Below are 17,248 nucleotides of genomic sequence, written 5' to 3'. Positions count from 1 at the left end.
TTTTGGCCCGGCTGATTTATAGAACGAAATGAGCGTAGTCGGACAAGAGGGAAGTCCGCAATATGTATTTTCGGCTTAGCCGATGATATATTACATTATTTTTTAGGAGGAAAAACGATGAAACAGCGTATCTTGGCCGCTGCAATGGCTGCGGTGATGATGGGTACTGCACTGACCGGTTGCGGCAATAAACCGGCGGAAAGCGCTTCTTCTGGTGCTGCAAACACAGGTGCAGAAGAAATTGTAATTGGTGGCTTGGCTCCCTTAACGGGTAATGCTTCCATTTACGGCATAGCAGTGAACAATGCGATTCAGCTTGCGGTAGAACAAATTAACCAGGATAAAGGCGTTCTTGGCAAAAAGATTAAATACATTTCTTACGATACGAAGAATGATGCTACCGAAGCAGCCAATGCTTACAACAAGCTCGTTCAGAACGATAAAATCGTTGCGCTGGTGGGCGATGTTACTTCTACTCCCACACTAGCAGTTACATCGGAAGCCGTTAAAACCGGTATTCCTATGATTACCGCTACCGCGACTGCGGAGGATGTAACCCTCGCGGGTCCGAATGTTTTCCGTGCCTGCTTTACAGACCCCTTCCAGGGTGACCTAATGGCGAACTACGCCAGCAAGAAGCTCAACGCAAAGACCGCTGCCATTATTTACAACATGGCGGATGACTACTCCGTTGGCTTGGCAGAAACCTTTGAGAAGACTGCGAAAGATCTTGGTTTGCAGGTTGTAGCAAAAGAGAGCTACACCACAAATGATGTTGACTTTAAAGCACAGCTTACAAAAATCGCTGCAAAAACTCCGGATGTATTCTTTGTTCCGGTGTATTACCAGGATGTTGCGCTGATTGCTTCACAGGCAAGACAGCTCGGCATTAAGTCCACCCTGATGGGCGGCGACGGCTGGGACGGTGTTATTAAGCAAATTGGTAAAGACAATACCTCCAACGTAGAAGGCGCGTACTTCTGCAGCCAGTATTCAGCGGAATCTGACGACCCGAACCTCAAAAAGTTCCTTGAGGATTATAAAGCAAAGTACAATACAGAGGCCAATATGTTTGCTGTTTTGGGCTATGACGCTTTGCACATTATCGTTCAGGCGATTGAAGAAGCTGGTACAACTGATTCCAAAGCAGTGGTAGAAAAGCTTACCGCTATAAAATACAGTGGTTTAACTGGTCAAGTCGTTTATGATGAAAATCGCAACCCGATTAAACAGGCAGCGATTCTCCAGATTAAAGACGGCTCTTACAAATTCCTCGAATACTTTTCAAAATAAAGAATAACTGTGATAGTCTGGTGAAAAGAGGGCGATTGCATCACCCTCTTTTTGCCGTATTGAATCAAGGAAGGTGCGGACATGGGGTTTATTTCACAGGTGATTAACGGCTTGGGGCTGGGTAGTATCTATGCTCTTGTGGCGTTGGGTTACAGCATGGTGTACGGAATTGTTCAGCTCATTAACTTTGCACACGGCGATATTATTATGGTGGGCGCATATGCGATGTTCATAATGTTAACAGTCGCGGGTGTTCCTCTTTGGGCTGCGGTTATCGGCTCTATTATATTCTGTGTGGTTGCCGGTATGTTCATTGAACGCGTTGCGTACCGCCGCCTGATTAATATGAAAGCACCCCGCATTTCGCTGTTGATTACAGCAATTGGTGTCAGCATTTTTCTTCAGAACCTCTCTCAGCTGCTGTTCACCTCCAGCGGGAAAACGATTCCCGCTATGTTTGATTTTGGTACGCTCGAAGCAGGTGCTCTGCAAGTACCCTCTGCCAGCATTATCAATATTCTTACTTCAGTTTTGATGATGATTGGCTTGAGTTTTCTGGTTAATAAAACAAAAATTGGCAAGGCAATGCGCGCTACCTCGGAAGATGCAGACGCTGCCAGATTGATGGGTATTAACACCAATCATTCCATTGCATTTACATTTGGCCTTGGCTCCGGCCTTGCGGCTGTGGGCGCTGTGCTGTACTGCAACACATACCCAATGATTACCCCCTATATGGGTGGCCTTTTAGGCCTAAAAGCTTTCGTTGCGGCTGTTTTGGGCGGCATCGGCAGCATTCCCGGCGCTATGCTGGGCGGCTATGTGTTGGGTGTTGCGGAGAGCCTTACAAAGGGTTACATCTCTAGCAGCTTTACCGACGCCGTAGTCTTTGGCATCCTCATTCTTGTTTTGTTGGTTCGCCCTGCGGGCCTGCTCGGCAGGAATGTTAGCGAAAAGGTTTAAGGGGGCGCAAAGAAGCATGAATCGAAAAAAAGCCGTTGTTTACGGCGTTATCTTTGCTATAATCGTGGCTATTTACGCCTTGGTTACAGCGCTTACGAGCGCTGGTGTGCTCAATACGTATTACTCCGGCATTCTCATTATGGTTTGCATTAATATTATTTTGGCAACAAGTTTGAACCTTTCTACCGGTTTTTTGGGTCAGCTCATTTTGGGCCATGCCGGCTTTATGTCCGTTGGTGCTTATGCCGCTGCGCTTTTCACCCTGCGCGCCGGTATGCCGGATTCGATCGATTTTCCGGTTGCTCTCATTGTAGGCGGATTGACCGCCGCATTGTTCGGCCTCATTATCGGTATTCCCGCATTGCGCCTGAAGGGTGACTATCTTGCGATTATTACGCTGGGATTTGGCGAAATCATCCGCGTTATTATTATTAATCTCGGGTTTACCGGTGGGGCAAGAGGCCTGCGTGGTATTCCCAGAGATACAAACTTCACTTGGGTGTTCCTGTTGGCGGTGCTAACGGTTGCTATCATTTTTGCGTTCATCCACACCCGGCACGGCCGCGCGGTCATCTCCATTCGTGAAGATGAAATTGCTGCCGAGGCTTCCGGTGTTAATACCACCTACTATAAGCTGCTGGCGTTTATTATGTCTGCTTTCTTTGCAGGGATTGCCGGTGGTTTGTACGCACACCATATTGGTATTTTGAACCCAACTAAATTCGATTTTAACTATTCTGTTGAAATCTTAGTTATGGTTGTTTTGGGTGGAATGGGCTCGATTACCGGTTCGGTCATTGCCGCCGTTGTGCTTACCATTTTGCCGGAGGCACTGCGCGACTTTGCAAGCTACCGCATGCTGGCGTATTCCATTGTACTCATTTGTGTAATGTTGTTCCGTCCCTCCGGTTTGCTGGGACAATATGAATTCTCTTTAACCCGCTTGTTTGATAAGCTGAGCGGCTCAAAGGGAGAGAAAACGACGAAGAATTCCGCATCTGGCGGAGAAAAGGGGGCGTAACGGGTGCCACTTTTAGAAACGAAACATTTGGGAATTGCATTTGGTGGCCTTCGCGCCTTGGAAGATGTGAATTTTAAACTAGAAGAAAATCAGATTATGGGGTTAATCGGCCCAAATGGCGCTGGTAAAACCACTGTATTTAATCTGTTGACGCAGGTATACCAGCCAACGGAGGGTACCATTGAGCTGGAGGGCAAAAGCATTATCGGTAAGAAAACCTATGATGTTACCCGTGGGGGAATTGCCCGTACGTTCCAGAACATTCGCCTGTTCAAAGACATTTCTGTTTTGGACAACGTTCGCATTGCTATGAACTACCAGATGAAGTATTCGGCGCTTGCTGGTATTTTGCGTTTGCCCTCCTATTGGAAGGAAGAAAAGGCAATGACCGAGCGTGCGATGGATTTGCTCTCTGTTTTTAACCTGCAGGATTTGGCTCATTCCAAGGCCAGAAACCTGCCCTATGGTCAGCAGAGAAAGCTTGAAATTGCCCGTGCTTTGGCGGCTTCTCCGAAGGTTTTGCTGCTGGATGAGCCGGCTGCCGGTATGAACCCAACCGAAACACGCGAGCTGATGGAATCCATTCAGCTGATTCGCGACCGTTTCTCTATTTCCATCCTATTGATTGAGCACGACATGAGCTTTGTCATGGGAATCTGCCAGCACTTGGTTGTGCTGGATTACGGCAGAATTATCGCAGAGGGCAACGCGGAAGACATTCGCACAAACCCCAAGGTAATTGCGGCGTATCTGGGAGGAGAATAACATGGGCGCAATGCTTTCAGTGCAGGATTTGGTCGTGAATTACGGCTCGATTCGTGCCATTAAAGGAATCTCATTTGAGGTAAATCAAGGGGAAATCGTTACTCTCATCGGTGCAAACGGTGCGGGTAAAACGACGACCCTGCATGCTATTTCTGGATTAGTGAAAACCAAAGGCGGTACCGTGAATTTTTGCGACAGTGATTTGCTTGGTACCGAGCCGCATAAAATTTTGGGGCTTGGCATGGCACACGTGCCGGAAGGCCGCCGTGTCTTTTCTCGTATGACAGTTATGGAAAACCTCCAGATGGGCGCATACATTCGCAATGACGCCTCTGGCATCTCTGAGGACTACGACATGGTGTTTGACCGCCTGCCACGCCTCAAGGAGCGCCGTAAGCAGGCTGCGGGTACACTTTCGGGTGGCGAACAACAAATGCTTGCCATTGGTCGTGCGCTCATGGGGCGCCCGAAGATGCTGCTTCTCGATGAACCCTCTATGGGTCTATCACCGCTGTTGGCGGGAGAGATATTCAAAATCATTTCAGATGTTAACGATACCGGCGTTACCGTTCTTTTGGTTGAGCAGAATGCAAAAAAGGCGCTTGAGATTGCAGACCGTGCCTATGTGCTGGAGACCGGCAAGGTCGTTATGTCTGGCAATACCGATGAGCTTGCCGATAACGAAGAGGTTCGCAAGGCTTACCTGGGTGGCTAATTTTTATATTTTAGACGAATAAGAGGCGCAGATTTAATAAATCTGCGCCTCTTATTTAGAACAAGGAAAGAATATAAGAATTGCCATCTATTGCCTGTTGTTGCAATTCTACAATTGGCATAATCTTACCATATAGGTAATTGAGTAATTAATGCACTAATACCACTGGATATAAGACTGCCAGAAACTTCAATTGCCAATTCTTTAATAGTATTAAGAGCTTTTTTAATTTTCGAAGGTTCTTCATCTCTTTTAACCATTTTAATAGCGTCTGCTACAGCCTTTTTGATTTCATCTGATTTATCACCAAAATCCTCTAGAAAATCGTCACTTTCAAACGATTTGTTTATTTTATAAAGAATTTTCAACACTTGCTCATAATCAAAATTGTTTTCTACCACCATACTTTGTGCTGAATTATTAATACCCTGTAGCAAATGTGAACCTATAACATCACCACCAATGTATAGTGTGTTTATTACTTGTCCCTTTTCCATATAGTCCTCCAGTCTAGCCGCCGCATTACCAGCGTCTTGCATTGTTACAAAATAATCTCTACCTCGCCCATAAATTTCTTCAGCTACTTTAAAATCAGGATTGCCATAGTCTCTCCAACATTTTAAATCTCCTTTATAGGTCTGCCCATATTCACGATTAAATTCTACTGATTTCTGACCAATACTTCTCAGTAAATTAACTTCTTTTTCCGTTATGCAACTGTTCTCAATAGCGGATTTTATTAAAGTTAAGTCAAATAATATTGTGTTAAAATAAGAAATTGTGGAAATAACAGTGAGTTGAAAGTCAAAAGCAATTTTATCCCAAAAACCACTTTGATGTAATATGTTTTTTTGTTCCAAAATAAAATTTTTTTTATTATTAGTATAATTTATCCAACCTATTATATCTTCAAGTATATCGTGTAATGACTGCTCCTCGTATGAAGTTGCCCCACCAAATATTCCTTGAGCCATAAAAACACCCCTTCAATATATAATATTTACATTACCTACATTTTACTATTCAAGCATTATCCTATTGAGTTGTTTATTATTCCTATAACAACAATCAATCCATCCCGTGACCTGCATGCAGTCATTTAAAATCTATATTTTACATCCATTATATACCAGCACACCATACAACTCAAGAATCAAGGATGCATTCTCTATATTGCTTTAAGAATAAACCACAAATAAACCCCATTCAGCATATTCAAAGCATTGTATAGACAAAAAGAAAAAGCCTTGAAACCCAATGGCTTCAAGGCTTTTTATGGCAGGGGCAGAAGGACTTGAACCCTCGGCACGTGGTTTTGGAGACCACTGCTCTACCAACTGAGCTATACCCCTATCTTATTCTGTAAAAAACAGAAGTGCGGATATTATAGTATCATTTTATGGATGTTCTGTCAATATGTGTGTTGCATTTTTTCCTATACAAAGATTCTTTCTTAGCACTTGACATCTTTCTTATCACCCGGTATAATTATTTTTATGTTATACGGGATAACTAATACCCCTGCCTGGTGGCGGAGGGGAGGGAAAATAAATGGCTGAAATCAGAATCAAAGACAATGAATCTTTGGACAGCGCTCTGAGACGCTTTAAGAAGCAGTGCGCCCGAGCCGGAGTGATTGCCGAGGTTCGTAAGAGAGAAGCTTACGAGAAGCCTTCGGTAAAGCGGAAGAAGAAGTCTGAAGCCGCACGTAAACGCAAGTTTAAGTAAGTTCAAAGTGGATGAAAAGCGGGCTGATTCAGCCCGCTTTTTTAACCATATAAAGAAGTTTTTGGGTAGAGTTATGTGAGAAGAGGAGAGAGGGTATGTCGTTGTTCTTGCCTACGGCTGCGGTGGACAGAGTTACCGACATTACGCCGCAAATGATTAGAGGGATGGGTGCGAGCGCCATAATATTGGATGTGGACAATACCCTTGCCACCCATGGCTCACCAGTGCCGCTAAAAGGCACTGTAGAGTGGGCTCGTGCCATGCAAGAGGCAGGCCTGCTGGTTGTTATTGTTTCGAATAATTTCAAAGAGCGTGTAGCGCCCTTTGCTGATAAATATGGCTTGCCCTTTTTGTGCGTGGCCTTAAAGCCCCTGCCGTTTGCCTATTGGCGGGCAGCTCGCTTTCTGGGCGTTCCGCGCTCCCAGGCGGTAGCGGTGGGCGACCAAGTGTTTACCGATGTGATGGGTGCAAATCTTGCCGGTGTGAAATCGATTTTACTGCGCCCCAGTGACCCAGAGACGAGTATGTCTTTTCGTGTTCGCAGGCGTTTGGAAGAACCAATTCGCCGTAAGATGGAGCAGCGCCAAGCGAAAGAGAAAAATAGTCGGGAGTGAAAAAAGATGGGTAAAAAACGGGTGCTGGTTTTGTTGGGGCCTAACCTGAATATGGTAGGGGTCCGCGAAAAAGGCGTGTATGGAGATGAAACTGCCCAGAGCATTGAAGCGCAGATTCGCGAATATGCGGAAAAGCTGGGCTTTGAGTGTGAGATTTTTCAGTCGAACTGGGAGGGCGCCCTTATTGATAAGATCCATGAGGCGAAAGGTGTGTTTGATGGCGTGGTACTCAATGCCGGCGCACTAACCCATTACAGCTATGCACTGCGTGATGCAGTTGCCTGTTTGCGAATCCCATTTATTGAAACTCATATGTCGAACGTGTTTGCTAGAGAGCCGTTCCGTGCCCACTCGGTATTGTCTGAGGTTTGCGCAGGCGTTGTCTGCGGGTTTGGCAAGAATAGCTACTTTTTAGCGCTGGAGGCTCTGAAGGGCCTGATGTAACGAAGGGAGTCTTATTTCATGATAACCGCCGTGGAACAATTGCAGCAGGTGCTGCGGGATCATATGCTCGAGCAGGAGGCGGACGCCGCGCTGGTAACGTCCTCACAGAACCGCTTGTATTTAACCGGCTTTCCATCTTCGGCTGGTTGGGTACTCATTACAGCACAAAAATCCTACTTTATTACGGATTTTCGCTACTTTGAAGCGGCCGAGCGTCATGTCAAATCTTGCGAAGTTGTTTTAATGAGCCGCCTCTCCGAAAACCTTCGTGAGATTGTACAGGCCCACGGTATTAAGAATGTTTTGGTGGAATATGCTAGCCTTAGTCTTGCAGATGCAAAGAATTACCGCGATATGTTTGGTACAATGGGCGTGCAAACGGTGGAGGACAGTACGCTAGACCGCCTTTTGCGTGGTCTGCGAGCCATTAAAACACCTCAGGAGCTGCAAAAGCTGCGCGATTCTCAGGCGATTACCGACGCGGCTTTCTCGCAGGTGTTACCCATGCTGCGCCCTGGGCTAACGGAGCGTGAGGTTGCGCTGGAGATTGAATTCTTTATGCGCCGCAGTGGTGCCGAAGGGGTTGCGTTTGAGCTGATTGTGGTCTCCGGTGCAAATGGTTCTATGTGCCACGGTGTGCCTTCGGAAAAGAAAATCGAGTCCGGCGATTTGGTGACCATGGATATTGGTGCCTTGCTTGACGGCTACCATTCCGACATGACCCGAACTGTAGGAATTGGGCATTTGTCGGAGGAGCAAACGCGTGTGTACCATACGGTGCTTACCGCTCAGCTCGCCGCCATTCAAAAGGCAGCTCCTGGTGTGGTATGCAGTGAGGTAGACCGTGCTGCACGTGAGATTATTGACCGGGATTACCCCGGAACCTTTGGTCATAGCACGGGCCACGGAGTAGGGGTAGAAATACATGAATGGCCGAATTTTGCCCCCAGCTGCCAGGAGGTTTTACAGCCCGGCATGGTAGTGACCGTAGAGCCTGGAATTTACCTGCCTGGTAAATTTGGAGTGCGAATTGAAGACATGATCGCGATTACCGAGGACGGCTGTGAGGACTTAACTGCCTCCGATAAATCGTTGCTTATTCTACCATAAAACTCGATTCACCAATAAATACCATCGAAAAATAAGACGTTTTTTCTTTATAGAATATCATTTACAGGCGTAAGTGGAGTTTTGCCTCCAATTTACGCCTGCATTTTTTGTAAAAACACGTAAAAAACAGTCATAATATGCTTTTCCGTCTCAAAATAGTCAAAAGAGTGTTGATATTGTCAACTTGCACGGTGTATAATAAAGAACGCAGAAGTCTACGGATGTGGGCTGTAATATGTATGTAACGGAGGAAAAGTGAGATGTTTGAAGAGCTGATTGCACAGCTGGAGGGCAAAAACAGAAGACTTGTGTTCACAGAAGGTTCGGAACCCAGGATTCTGAGTGCGGCCGTTCGTCTTCATCAGCAGGGGATTCTCGTGCCGGTGCTGCTCGGCGACCCGGCTGAGATTGAAGCCGCCGCAAAAGAAGGCGGTTTTAACATTGAGGGGATTGAGATTGTAGACCCCGCTAATTTCGAGAGATTCGACGAAATGGTAGACAAAATGGTGGAACTGCGTAAAGGCAAAATGGATGCAGATGCCTGCAGAGCTGCACTTGCCAAAGGCAACTATTTTGGAACCATGCTTGTAAAAATCGGCTATGTAGATTGCCTGCTCGGTGGCGCAACCTACTCAACAGCAGACACGGTTCGGCCTGCTTTGCAGCTGATTAAAACAAAGCCCGGCAACAAAATTGTTTCAAGCTGCTTTATTATGTACCGAGTGAAAGACGGTAAGGAAGAGAAGTATGCAATGGGTGACTGCGCAATCAACATTGCGCCGAACGAAGATGAGCTGGTTGAAATCACTATGGAGACTGCTCGCACTGCCCGCTTGTTCGGTATTGACCCGCAGGTTGCATTGCTCTCTTACAGCTCCTTTGGTTCTGGTAAAGGCGATTCGGTTACCTTAATGCAGAATGCTACGGCTAAGGTTAAGGAAGCAAACCCCGATTTCCCCGTGGATGGCGAATTGCAGTTTGACGCTGCGTTCTCTCCCGAGGTTGCGAAAACCAAGGCAAAGGGAAGCACTCTTGCCGGCCATGCCAATACCTTTATTTTCCCGGATGTAGATGCCGGTAATATCGGTTACAAAATCGGCCAGCGTTTGGGCGGTTTCGAAGCTTACGGCCCGCTGCTGCAAGGTCTCAATGCTCCGATTAACGATCTTTCCAGAGGCTGCAATGCTGAGGAAGTCTATAAAATGGCAATCATCACCGCTGCACAAAAGTAATTTTGCGCTTCGGTGGTACCGAAAAGCCGCTGTACCAATACGGTACAGTGGCTTTTTCATAGCTATTTGCTTTTAATTGAAAAAATAGAGAAGAAATAGAATATAAGAGAACAAAAAATCCCTCTGGCGAACCAAAGGGATTTGTGTTTTATAGAAGTGGCTTTTACCGGCGCCGTGGCGGCGTGCTGGCGCTGCTGCTCTCATCAACAGAATCGGAGGCTTCAAACTGCATTTTGCGTCGGAGTAAAATATCACGCTGCTTCTCGAACACGTATTGCATCACGGCTTCTTGATCGCGCTTGTCGCGGAAGAAGAAACGGGAGCGGTATTCGTATTGACCATACAGCTCTCTGGATTCATCCGGTGAACCAGCATGCAGAACAATTGCTTCTACGGCAATCATATGGTCCTTAAGCGGTAGGGTACAGTCAATGGGCTCTTCTTCGGAAAGTAGGGTAGGCGAAAGAAAACACAACCCACCTCCACTAATATTTTCACCAGTAGCAAAGTGCACAGGGAGTACTCCGTTTGCATCCGCTCCAAGCATGGGGCGGGTATATGTAAAATCGAAGGTAGTATTTACGCGGTAGAACTCACGGCGCTGAATGGATTCCAGCTTACCGATTTGTATTTTCACAATGGCTACGTTATTTTCTACGTAGTTTGCAAGAACCTTGCCGTCGGTTCGGTATAGCCCGGTTTGCGCGTAAAAAATAAACTCATAATCCTCAAAGGTGGTAAGCCGAATGACTTGCCCTTTAAAAATGGGAGTATAAATTAATAGGGTTTGCTCATCTACAATGGTGTCAATATAGCTCATGTAAGAACGCTTGGGGCCGTCACTAACTTTAACGCTGATGTTGATTTTATCACCTGGGTTGATATAGGATGATCTCATGAAAGTTCTCCTTTCCCATATTGAATGGGAATGCAGGCTGAGCAATTCTCAGAGTGCCTTTAATTCCATTTATTTTTTATGGTATGAAGATATACAGGAACGGGTGATACGTAGCCTCTTAATAAGAAAAGTTACAGTTCATTGACTTTAGATACAGAAAGGATATGGAAAGCACGCAAGTGCAAGATGTATCGATTATAGTAAAATTTTGGTTCTTTTTGTATTATACCATGCGCGATGCAATCGCACTATCTAATTTAAGAAAAGAATGAAAAATATTTTTTATAAAAGAATTCGTGAAAAGCGTATGGAAACGTCGTGTTTTCTAAACTTTATCAGATAATGCTTGAAAAACGGGAAAAAATATTATAAACTATGGGATAGTAAATAATAATTTGGAGGAATAGAACCCATGATATCAGCAGGCGATTTTCGCAATGGCGTGACCTTTGAAATGGACGGCAACGTTGTCTCCATTATAGAATTCCAGCACGTCAAGCCTGGAAAAGGCGCGGCGTTTGTCCGTACCAAGATTAGAAATGTAATCTCCGGAGCTGTGACAGAAAGAACCTTTAACCCCAATGATAAATATCCCACTGCCTTTGTGGAGCGCAAGGACATGCAGTATTTGTACAGCGACGGTGATCTGTACTATTTCATGGACAATGAGACCTATGAGCAGATCCCGATTAATAAGTCTGTTTTGGGTGATAACTTCCGTTTTGTAAAAGAAAATATGGAATGTAAGGTTCTCTCTTACAAGGGCAATGTGTTTGGGGTAGAGCCGCCCAACTTTGTTGAGCTGCAAATTACCGAAACAGACCCCGGCTTTAAGGGTGACACTGCAACCAATGCAACTAAGCCTGCTACACTGGAGACCGGCGCTGTTATTCGTGTGCCGCTGTTCATTGACCAGGACGAAATGATTCGTATTGACACCAGAACCGGTGAATATATGGAGCGTGCATAACGCATAATCTTTATTGATTATCACGTTGTGCGGGCATTTATTTTGCTTTACGGTGCAGGCAAAAGCAAACGCTTTGGGCGCTGAAAGAGCATGGAATCATCCGCTTGCCAAACGGTTTATCTTTTTGGCAAGCTTGATGATATATGATATATTAATGAAAAGGGGGCATCATTATGACCAACACAGAGAAAGTGGCTTACATCCGTGGCCTGACCGAGGGTCTTGAGCTGGATACGGACAAGAAAGAGGTTAAGGTACTCAATGCAATTATTGATTTGCTGGATGATATTGCGCTGACCTTGGCGGATATTGAGGCGGATCACGAAGAGTTGGCAGATCAGCTCGATGCTGTTGACGAGGATCTGGGTACGCTGGAGGAGGAATTCTACGGCGACGAGGATGAAGACGAGGAATATGATGCTGATGACGATGATTGTTATTACGAGGTAACCTGCCCGGCATGCAACGAAACGCTTTGCTTGACAGAGGACATCATCAATGAAGGCCATATCGATTGCCCGAGCTGCGGTGAAAACCTGGAGTTCGATTTGGAAGGCCTTGTGGAGGAAGACGAAGATGGCTGCGGTTGCGGCTGTGAGCATCACCACCACTGATATTTAAGTGGGACAAACCTACTTTGGGAAAACCGGTGCCGTGTGCACCGGTTTTTTCGTGAAAAGATGGCAGAAAACAATTTGATGATAGTTTGATGATAGTATAAGTGGGTTCCTGAAAGCTTGGCTTTGGCAATACAAAATGGTTTGCAAAATAGGAACAAGAGATGGAAAAGAGGGATTTCATGAACATGATGAAAAGAATCACAGGTTTCGTTTTGTCTGCACTTGTGCTGGCATTGAGTGCAGGTTGCGCTAGCCAGCCGGCTGCTTCCTCCTCTGCGGCTGTTCAGCCAGAGAGCAGTATGGCATCCGCTACTGTGGAGAAGAAAGCACTGCGCGTAGGTGTGCTCAAAGGCCCGACCGGTCTTGGTATGCTGCAGGTTATGGAAAACAACAGCCAGAAAACGGCTGCCAATGAATATAGCTTTACCGTTGCTGGCAGCCCGGATGAGGTTGTGGCAAAGCTCGTCTCCGGTGAGCTAGATGCCGCCGCTGTTCCTACCAACCTTGCGGCTACACTTTACAATAAAACGAATGGCAAAGTGCAGCTTGCCGCAATTAATACACTGGGGATTTTATATTTGGTCACCAGTGATGAAAGCATAAAGAGCATTGCAGACCTAAAGGGCAAGAGCATTGTGTCCTCCGGTCAAGGTGCTGTGCCCGAATATGCTTTGGATTATATCTTATCGGCAAACGGTCTGAAAAACGATGTAAAGGTACAATACCTTACCGAGCATAGCGAGGTGGCCTCGCAGCTTTTGGCAGGTAAAATTACGGCGGCAGTTCTGCCAGAGCCGTTTGTAACACAGGTAACCACCAAAAATGCAAAGCTGAAACCCGCCTTGAATTTTACAACGGAATGGGATGCCGCTGTGAAAAAGGCCGACCAAGGTGCGAGTGTTCTTACCATGGGTGCACTTGTTGTACGCAGTGAGTATACAGAACAGAATCGCGGTGCATTCAACGGCTTTTTGGCGGAGTACCAAAAGTCGGTTGAATATGTGAATCAAAACCCACAGCCGGCAGGTGCTTTGTCTGAAAAATACGGGATTATGCCTGCCGCGGTAGCGCAAAAAGCAATCCCCAACTGCAACATTGTATTCATCGCAGGAGAAGATATGCGTGTGAAAGCGGAAGATTTCCTCAAGGTTCTTTCGAACTACAATCCCAAATCCATTGGCGGTGCTTTTCCGAAGGATGACTTCTATTACCAGAATAATGCCGGATGAGTAGGGCGGTTATTCCTCGTGTGGTGCGTACACTGAGCGTAGCAGTGTTTTGGCTTGCCGTGTGGCAGCTTCTTTACCAAAGTGTGGGACAGGAGATACTGTTGGTGTCTCCTGCCCAGACTTTGCTTCGTATTATTACATTGTCACAGCAGGCAGATTTTTGGCTTTCTGCGGGTGTTTCGCTCTATAATGTGGCGCTTGGCTTCTTGTGTGCATCATTTCTGGGAATTGCGTTTGGGGCACTTTGCAGCCGGTTTCATTTATTATATGAGCTCATTTACCCGCTGCTGAGTGCGGTAAAGGCTACACCGGTTGCTTCTTTTATTATACTGGCGCTTGTTTGGATTCAGACGCCTCAAGTACCGGCATTTATTGCGGGTCTTATTGTGTTGCCCATTGTTTTTAGCAATGTGTGCCAAGGGGTTGCCTCAACGGAGCGTGAACTGCTGGAGATGGCACACGTTTTTCGTTTGAGCTGGTGGAAAACATTGCGGCACGTTTATATTCCAACGGTAATGCCTTATTTGGCGGCGGCATTTACAACGGGGATTGGTTTGGCGTGGAAAGCCGGTGTTGCGGCGGAGGTTTTGGCAAATACAAGAGAGTCCATTGGCGGTCGTATTTACGGTGCGAAAATCTACTTGGATACTACCGACCTATTCGCGTGGACGGTTGTGGTCATCGTGATGAGTGTGGCATTGGAACGGCTGCTTTTGGTGTGTCTTCGCCGCATACCTTGGGGGGAGGGGAAACGTTGAAGCTGGAACAGTTAAACCTCCGGTTCTCGGAGCGCACCGTGTTAAAAGATTTCTCTTTGGAATTGCCAGACACCGGTACCGTTTGCCTATTTGGCCCCTCCGGCTGTGGCAAAACAACATTGCTTAACTGTATCGCGGGAACTCAGAAGCCAGAAAGTGGGAGTATGTTAGGGCTTTCGGGCAAGAAAATATCGTATGTATTTCAAGAGAGCCGACTTTTGCCTTGGTCCACTGTACAAGAGAACATAGAGCTGGTGCTTCCTGCGGGAAGTGAGAAAACCGCACGCGAGTGGCTGTCTGCCGTGGGACTGCTTTCGTATGCCGGGCAGTACCCAAGGGAGCTTTCAGGAGGGCAGCGGCAGCGAGTGTCTTTTGCGCGCGCTCTTGCATTTGGTGGCGATGTATTTTTGCTCGATGAACCGTTTCATGCACTCGATTATGCAGCCTCACAAGAGATGGCAGAGCTGTTAAAGCAATCTTTTTCAAATGCACTCAACATTTTAGTTACTCACAATCAAGAGGAAGCGGAGCGGCTTTCCGACATCATTTATTTTTTAGAGGGTCCGCCACTGCGAGTGGTAGGAGTGCAAAAGTGCTCTCTGCAATAATATGGTTCGTTTTCGGAATAATAGAACGAAAGCGAGTATCGGAAGTCGTCGAATTCACGAATTTCATATTTCTTTTGTTGTTTGATTGTGATATACTCTATGAGTTGATATTTTACAATGGCATTCGGGAGTAGTTTACATGAAGAGTAAAAGGGTTAGTTTTTTTTACACGGTGTTGCAAATAATGTTGGACATCGTGTGTGTCTATGCCAGCTATTGGATTGCGTTTATTCTGCGGCTGGATAATAATATTACCCCAAATTATGTGGATGCTTTCCATCGCTTTATGCCTTGGGCGGCAGTTATTTGTGTTGCAGTTTTTACGTTTGCAAAGTTTTATACGACCATGTGGCAATTTGCCAGTGTAGATGAGCTGATTCAGATTTGCTTTGGTACAGGCTTTGCCAGTGTACTTTTGCTTGTGCTGGGCTATACCTTGTTTAATCCAGAACGTTTCCCATTTACGGTGTATGTAATGGGTGGTATTTTACTGCTTTTATTTGTTGGTTTTTCACGCTTTAGCTTCCGTCTGATGCGTAGAGCAAGAAAAAAGAACCAAATGGCAAGAAGCAAGGACAAGGAAGAATTCCACCGTGTTATGATTATTGGGGCAGGTGAAACCGGCTCTATGATTATAAAAGAAATGAAAAGCGCGCCTGAAACCAGTGGTATACCCGTTGCGGCAATTGACGATAACCGTGCCAAGCGCGGCAGCCGCATTCATGGTGTAAAGGTAGTAGGTGGCCGTGAAAGCATTGTACGCATGGCAACTCGCTACAATGTAGATCAAATTTTGCTTGCGATACCAACTTCGAAAAAAAAGGATTTGCAGGAAATACTGCATATCTGTTCCAAAACGGGCTGTCAACTGAAAACCGTACCAGAATACAGTGAGGTTTTGGAGAACGGCGTAGATACAAAATCCATTCGCGATGTGGAGATCACCGACCTGTTAGGGCGAGATGAAATTACACTGGATGTTGATGAAATCTGCGGTTATCTTAAAGATAAAACGGTTCTTGTAACCGGCGGTGGCGGCTCCATTGGCTCTGAGCTGTGCCGCCAGATTGCACTGTTTAATCCGAAGAAAATTATCATATTCGATATTTACGAAAATAATGCGTATGACCTGCAAAATGAGCTATTAATGCGTTTTAAGCGCCTGAATTTAGAGGTTTTAATTGGTTCTGTACGCGACGCAAGCCGCCTGAACCATGTGTTTGAGGTTTGCCGCCCAGACGTTGTGTTCCATGCGGCGGCGCATAAGCATGTGCCCTTAATGGAGCTAAGCCCTGGCGAAGCGGTAAAAAACAATGTGTTTGGCACATTAAATGTGGCAAAAGCGGCAGATAAATACGGTGTAAAGCGCATGGTATTGATTTCTACCGATAAAGCGGTAAATCCCACAAACGTAATGGGTGCTACTAAGCGCATTTGTGAGCTGATTATTCAGTACTTTAGCCGTAACAGCAAAACAGACTACGTGGCTGTTCGTTTTGGCAACGTGCTGGGCAGTAACGGCAGTGTCATCCCATTGTTTAAAAAGCAGATTGCCTCTGGCGGACCGGTAACGGTTACCCACCCAGACATCATTCGCTATTTTATGACGATTCCCGAAGCAGCGCGCTTGGTTCTTCAAGCGGGCGGTATGGCAAGGGGCGGTGAGATTTTTGTGCTCGATATGGGTCAGCCTGTAAAAATTGCAGACCTTGCACGTAATTTGATTCGTCTTTCGGGCTATGAGCCAGACCAAGACATTAAAATTGTTTATACCGGTCTACGCCCCGGCGAGAAGCTGTTTGAAGAGCTGTTGCTCGACAGTGAGGGCGGCTGCGCAAAAACCTCTCATGAGCTGATTTACATCGGCACGCCGATTCCATTCAACGAGGCAACGTTCCTCAGCGAGCTGGATGACCTTCGCCACTGTGCGGGCATTAACAACGTAAAGATGATGGAAATCATTCATCGTTTGGTGCCAACCTACAGCGGCCATGCGGAGAAGAGCGATGCTCTTGCACAGGTGGAGGAAGAGACAGAAGAATAAAGCTTTTGCTAACGAAAAGAGCTAGTGGCTTTTGGCCGCAGGCTCTTTTTTAATATTTATTAATGGCGGTGTAGAAATTCAAAGATGGGTATGGTAAAATTATACAATAAGATAAAAACGAGAGTTTTATGCATATTACAACCGATTTTGGAGCAGATGAAATGCAAATAATCCGCATTTCCATTGCGCAGACATGACATTATCATTCTCATTTGTACTATTTTTATATATTAAAG

18 protein-coding genes and 1 tRNA gene are annotated in these 17,248 nt (G+C 46.0%); 16 read left to right on the top strand and 3 right to left on the bottom strand.

What is annotated here, in order from left to right; genetic code table 11:
* The first annotated feature begins 117 nt into the window (after positions 1 to 117).
* The 5 genes from CAN90_RS12940 to CAN90_RS12920 all read left to right on the top strand — a co-directional run bounded on the left by CAN90_RS12940 (position 118) and on the right by CAN90_RS12920 (position 4,757).
* Entirely contained in the window at positions 118 to 1,293 is a 1,176-nt protein-coding gene (locus CAN90_RS12940; RefSeq protein ID WP_085834212.1) for an ABC transporter substrate-binding protein, read from the top strand.
* A gap of 81 nt (positions 1,294 to 1,374) precedes the next feature.
* Complete coding sequence (locus CAN90_RS12935; RefSeq protein ID WP_085834211.1) at positions 1,375 to 2,256, top strand: branched-chain amino acid ABC transporter permease; 882 nt, start codon at positions 1,375 to 1,377, stop codon at positions 2,254 to 2,256.
* Between the two features lie 16 nt (positions 2,257 to 2,272).
* A complete protein-coding gene (locus CAN90_RS12930; protein WP_085834210.1) occupies positions 2,273 to 3,277 on the top strand; it encodes a branched-chain amino acid ABC transporter permease in 1,005 nt (334 codons plus the stop codon).
* A gap of 3 nt (positions 3,278 to 3,280) precedes the next feature.
* Positions 3,281 to 4,042 carry an ABC transporter ATP-binding protein gene (locus CAN90_RS12925; protein ID WP_085834209.1) on the top strand — a complete coding sequence of 254 codons (762 nt, stop codon included), beginning with the start codon at positions 3,281 to 3,283 and terminating at the stop codon, positions 4,040 to 4,042.
* Position 4,043: 1 nt separating this feature from the next.
* Positions 4,044 to 4,757 carry an ABC transporter ATP-binding protein gene (locus CAN90_RS12920; protein ID WP_085834208.1) on the top strand — a complete coding sequence of 238 codons (714 nt, stop codon included), beginning with the start codon at positions 4,044 to 4,046 and terminating at the stop codon, positions 4,755 to 4,757.
* A 125-nt stretch (positions 4,758 to 4,882) separates the two neighbouring features.
* Here the strand turns inward: CAN90_RS12920 and CAN90_RS12915 are convergent, their stop codons facing one another.
* The gene (locus CAN90_RS12915; RefSeq protein ID WP_085834207.1) at positions 4,883 to 5,731 is read right to left on the bottom strand and encodes a hypothetical protein; all 849 of its coding nucleotides are present in this window, start codon (positions 5,729 to 5,731) and stop codon (positions 4,883 to 4,885) included.
* Positions 5,732 to 6,033: 302 nt separating this feature from the next.
* Positions 6,034 to 6,109: transfer RNA gene (locus CAN90_RS12910), tRNA-Trp, on the bottom strand.
* A gap of 199 nt (positions 6,110 to 6,308) precedes the next feature.
* Here CAN90_RS12910 and rpsU point away from each other — a divergent pair.
* From rpsU to pta, 5 genes are all read left to right on the top strand, one after another.
* A complete protein-coding gene (rpsU, locus tag CAN90_RS12905) occupies positions 6,309 to 6,485 on the top strand; it encodes a 30S ribosomal protein S21 (protein WP_009060718.1) in 177 nt (58 codons plus the stop codon).
* 95 nt (positions 6,486 to 6,580) lie between these two features.
* Positions 6,581 to 7,099 (top strand): YqeG family HAD IIIA-type phosphatase, encoded by a 519-nt coding sequence (locus CAN90_RS12900; protein ID WP_085834206.1) that lies wholly within the window; start codon positions 6,581 to 6,583, stop codon positions 7,097 to 7,099.
* 6 nt (positions 7,100 to 7,105) lie between these two features.
* Positions 7,106 to 7,543, top strand: a complete 438-nt coding sequence (gene aroQ, locus CAN90_RS12895) for a type II 3-dehydroquinate dehydratase (RefSeq protein ID WP_085834205.1) — start codon at positions 7,106 to 7,108, stop codon at positions 7,541 to 7,543.
* Between the two features lie 18 nt (positions 7,544 to 7,561).
* On the top strand, positions 7,562 to 8,653 hold the full coding sequence (locus CAN90_RS12890; protein ID WP_085834204.1) for a M24 family metallopeptidase: 1,092 nt from the start codon (positions 7,562 to 7,564) through the stop codon (positions 8,651 to 8,653).
* 260 nt (positions 8,654 to 8,913) lie between these two features.
* Positions 8,914 to 9,885, top strand: coding sequence for a phosphate acetyltransferase (pta, locus tag CAN90_RS12885; RefSeq protein WP_085834203.1), 972 nt, complete (start codon positions 8,914 to 8,916; stop codon positions 9,883 to 9,885).
* 163 nt (positions 9,886 to 10,048) lie between these two features.
* On the opposite strand, the gene CAN90_RS12880 is transcribed toward pta, so the two are convergent.
* On the bottom strand, positions 10,049 to 10,783 hold the full coding sequence (locus CAN90_RS12880; RefSeq protein WP_085834202.1) for a flagellar brake protein: 735 nt from the start codon (positions 10,781 to 10,783) through the stop codon (positions 10,049 to 10,051).
* Between the two features lie 412 nt (positions 10,784 to 11,195).
* On the opposite strand from CAN90_RS12880, the gene efp reads away from it, so the two are divergent.
* The 6 genes from efp to CAN90_RS12850 all read left to right on the top strand — a co-directional run bounded on the left by efp (position 11,196) and on the right by CAN90_RS12850 (position 17,012).
* Positions 11,196 to 11,753: an elongation factor P gene (gene efp, locus CAN90_RS12875; protein ID WP_085834201.1), complete on the top strand. Its 558-nt coding sequence runs from the start codon at positions 11,196 to 11,198 to the stop codon at positions 11,751 to 11,753.
* A 173-nt stretch (positions 11,754 to 11,926) separates the two neighbouring features.
* Entirely contained in the window at positions 11,927 to 12,367 is a 441-nt protein-coding gene (locus CAN90_RS12870) for a CD1247 N-terminal domain-containing protein (protein ID WP_085834200.1), read from the top strand.
* 185 nt (positions 12,368 to 12,552) lie between these two features.
* Positions 12,553 to 13,602, top strand: a complete 1,050-nt coding sequence (locus CAN90_RS12865; RefSeq protein WP_085834199.1) for an ABC transporter substrate-binding protein — start codon at positions 12,553 to 12,555, stop codon at positions 13,600 to 13,602.
* Entirely contained in the window at positions 13,599 to 14,360 is a 762-nt protein-coding gene (locus CAN90_RS12860) for an ABC transporter permease (protein ID WP_085834198.1), read from the top strand. Before CAN90_RS12865 ends, CAN90_RS12860 begins: the two co-directional genes overlap by 4 nt.
* Positions 14,357 to 14,968 carry an ABC transporter ATP-binding protein gene (locus CAN90_RS12855; protein WP_085834197.1) on the top strand — a complete coding sequence of 204 codons (612 nt, stop codon included), beginning with the start codon at positions 14,357 to 14,359 and terminating at the stop codon, positions 14,966 to 14,968. Before CAN90_RS12860 ends, CAN90_RS12855 begins: the two co-directional genes overlap by 4 nt.
* Before the next feature lie 184 nt (positions 14,969 to 15,152).
* On the top strand, positions 15,153 to 17,012 hold the full coding sequence (locus CAN90_RS12850; protein WP_242953659.1) for a polysaccharide biosynthesis protein: 1,860 nt from the start codon (positions 15,153 to 15,155) through the stop codon (positions 17,010 to 17,012).
* The last annotated feature ends 236 nt before the right edge of the window (positions 17,013 to 17,248 follow it).

The organism is Clostridium merdae, assembly GCF_900176635.1.
In the GTDB taxonomy this organism is placed as follows: domain Bacteria; phylum Bacillota; class Clostridia; order Oscillospirales; family Acutalibacteraceae; genus Faecalispora; species Faecalispora merdae.
The sequence above is the reverse complement of the archived record's forward strand: the minus strand, read 5'-3'. Positions and strand labels throughout refer to the sequence as shown.

Coding starts and splice junctions, on each gene's coding strand:
- CAN90_RS12940 (WP_085834212.1), top strand. CDS start 118: ATGAAACAGCGTATCTTGGCCGCTGCAATGGCTGCGGTGATGATGGGT.
- CAN90_RS12935 (WP_085834211.1), top strand. CDS start 1,375: ATGGGGTTTATTTCACAGGTGATTAACGGCTTGGGGCTGGGTAGTATC.
- CAN90_RS12930 (WP_085834210.1), top strand. CDS start 2,273: ATGAATCGAAAAAAAGCCGTTGTTTACGGCGTTATCTTTGCTATAATC.
- CAN90_RS12920 (WP_085834208.1), top strand. CDS start 4,044: ATGGGCGCAATGCTTTCAGTGCAGGATTTGGTCGTGAATTACGGCTCG.
- CAN90_RS12915 (WP_085834207.1), bottom strand. CDS start 5,731: ATGGCTCAAGGAATATTTGGTGGGGCAACTTCATACGAGGAGCAGTCA.
- rpsU (WP_009060718.1), top strand. CDS start 6,309: ATGGCTGAAATCAGAATCAAAGACAATGAATCTTTGGACAGCGCTCTG.
- CAN90_RS12900 (WP_085834206.1), top strand. CDS start 6,581: ATGTCGTTGTTCTTGCCTACGGCTGCGGTGGACAGAGTTACCGACATT.
- aroQ (WP_085834205.1), top strand. CDS start 7,106: ATGGGTAAAAAACGGGTGCTGGTTTTGTTGGGGCCTAACCTGAATATG.
- CAN90_RS12890 (WP_085834204.1), top strand. CDS start 7,562: ATGATAACCGCCGTGGAACAATTGCAGCAGGTGCTGCGGGATCATATG.
- pta (WP_085834203.1), top strand. CDS start 8,914: ATGTTTGAAGAGCTGATTGCACAGCTGGAGGGCAAAAACAGAAGACTT.
- CAN90_RS12880 (WP_085834202.1), bottom strand. CDS start 10,783: ATGAGATCATCCTATATCAACCCAGGTGATAAAATCAACATCAGCGTT.
- efp (WP_085834201.1), top strand. CDS start 11,196: ATGATATCAGCAGGCGATTTTCGCAATGGCGTGACCTTTGAAATGGAC.
- CAN90_RS12870 (WP_085834200.1), top strand. CDS start 11,927: ATGACCAACACAGAGAAAGTGGCTTACATCCGTGGCCTGACCGAGGGT.
- CAN90_RS12865 (WP_085834199.1), top strand. CDS start 12,553: ATGAACATGATGAAAAGAATCACAGGTTTCGTTTTGTCTGCACTTGTG.
- CAN90_RS12860 (WP_085834198.1), top strand. CDS start 13,599: ATGAGTAGGGCGGTTATTCCTCGTGTGGTGCGTACACTGAGCGTAGCA.
- CAN90_RS12850 (WP_242953659.1), top strand. CDS start 15,153: ATGTTGGACATCGTGTGTGTCTATGCCAGCTATTGGATTGCGTTTATT.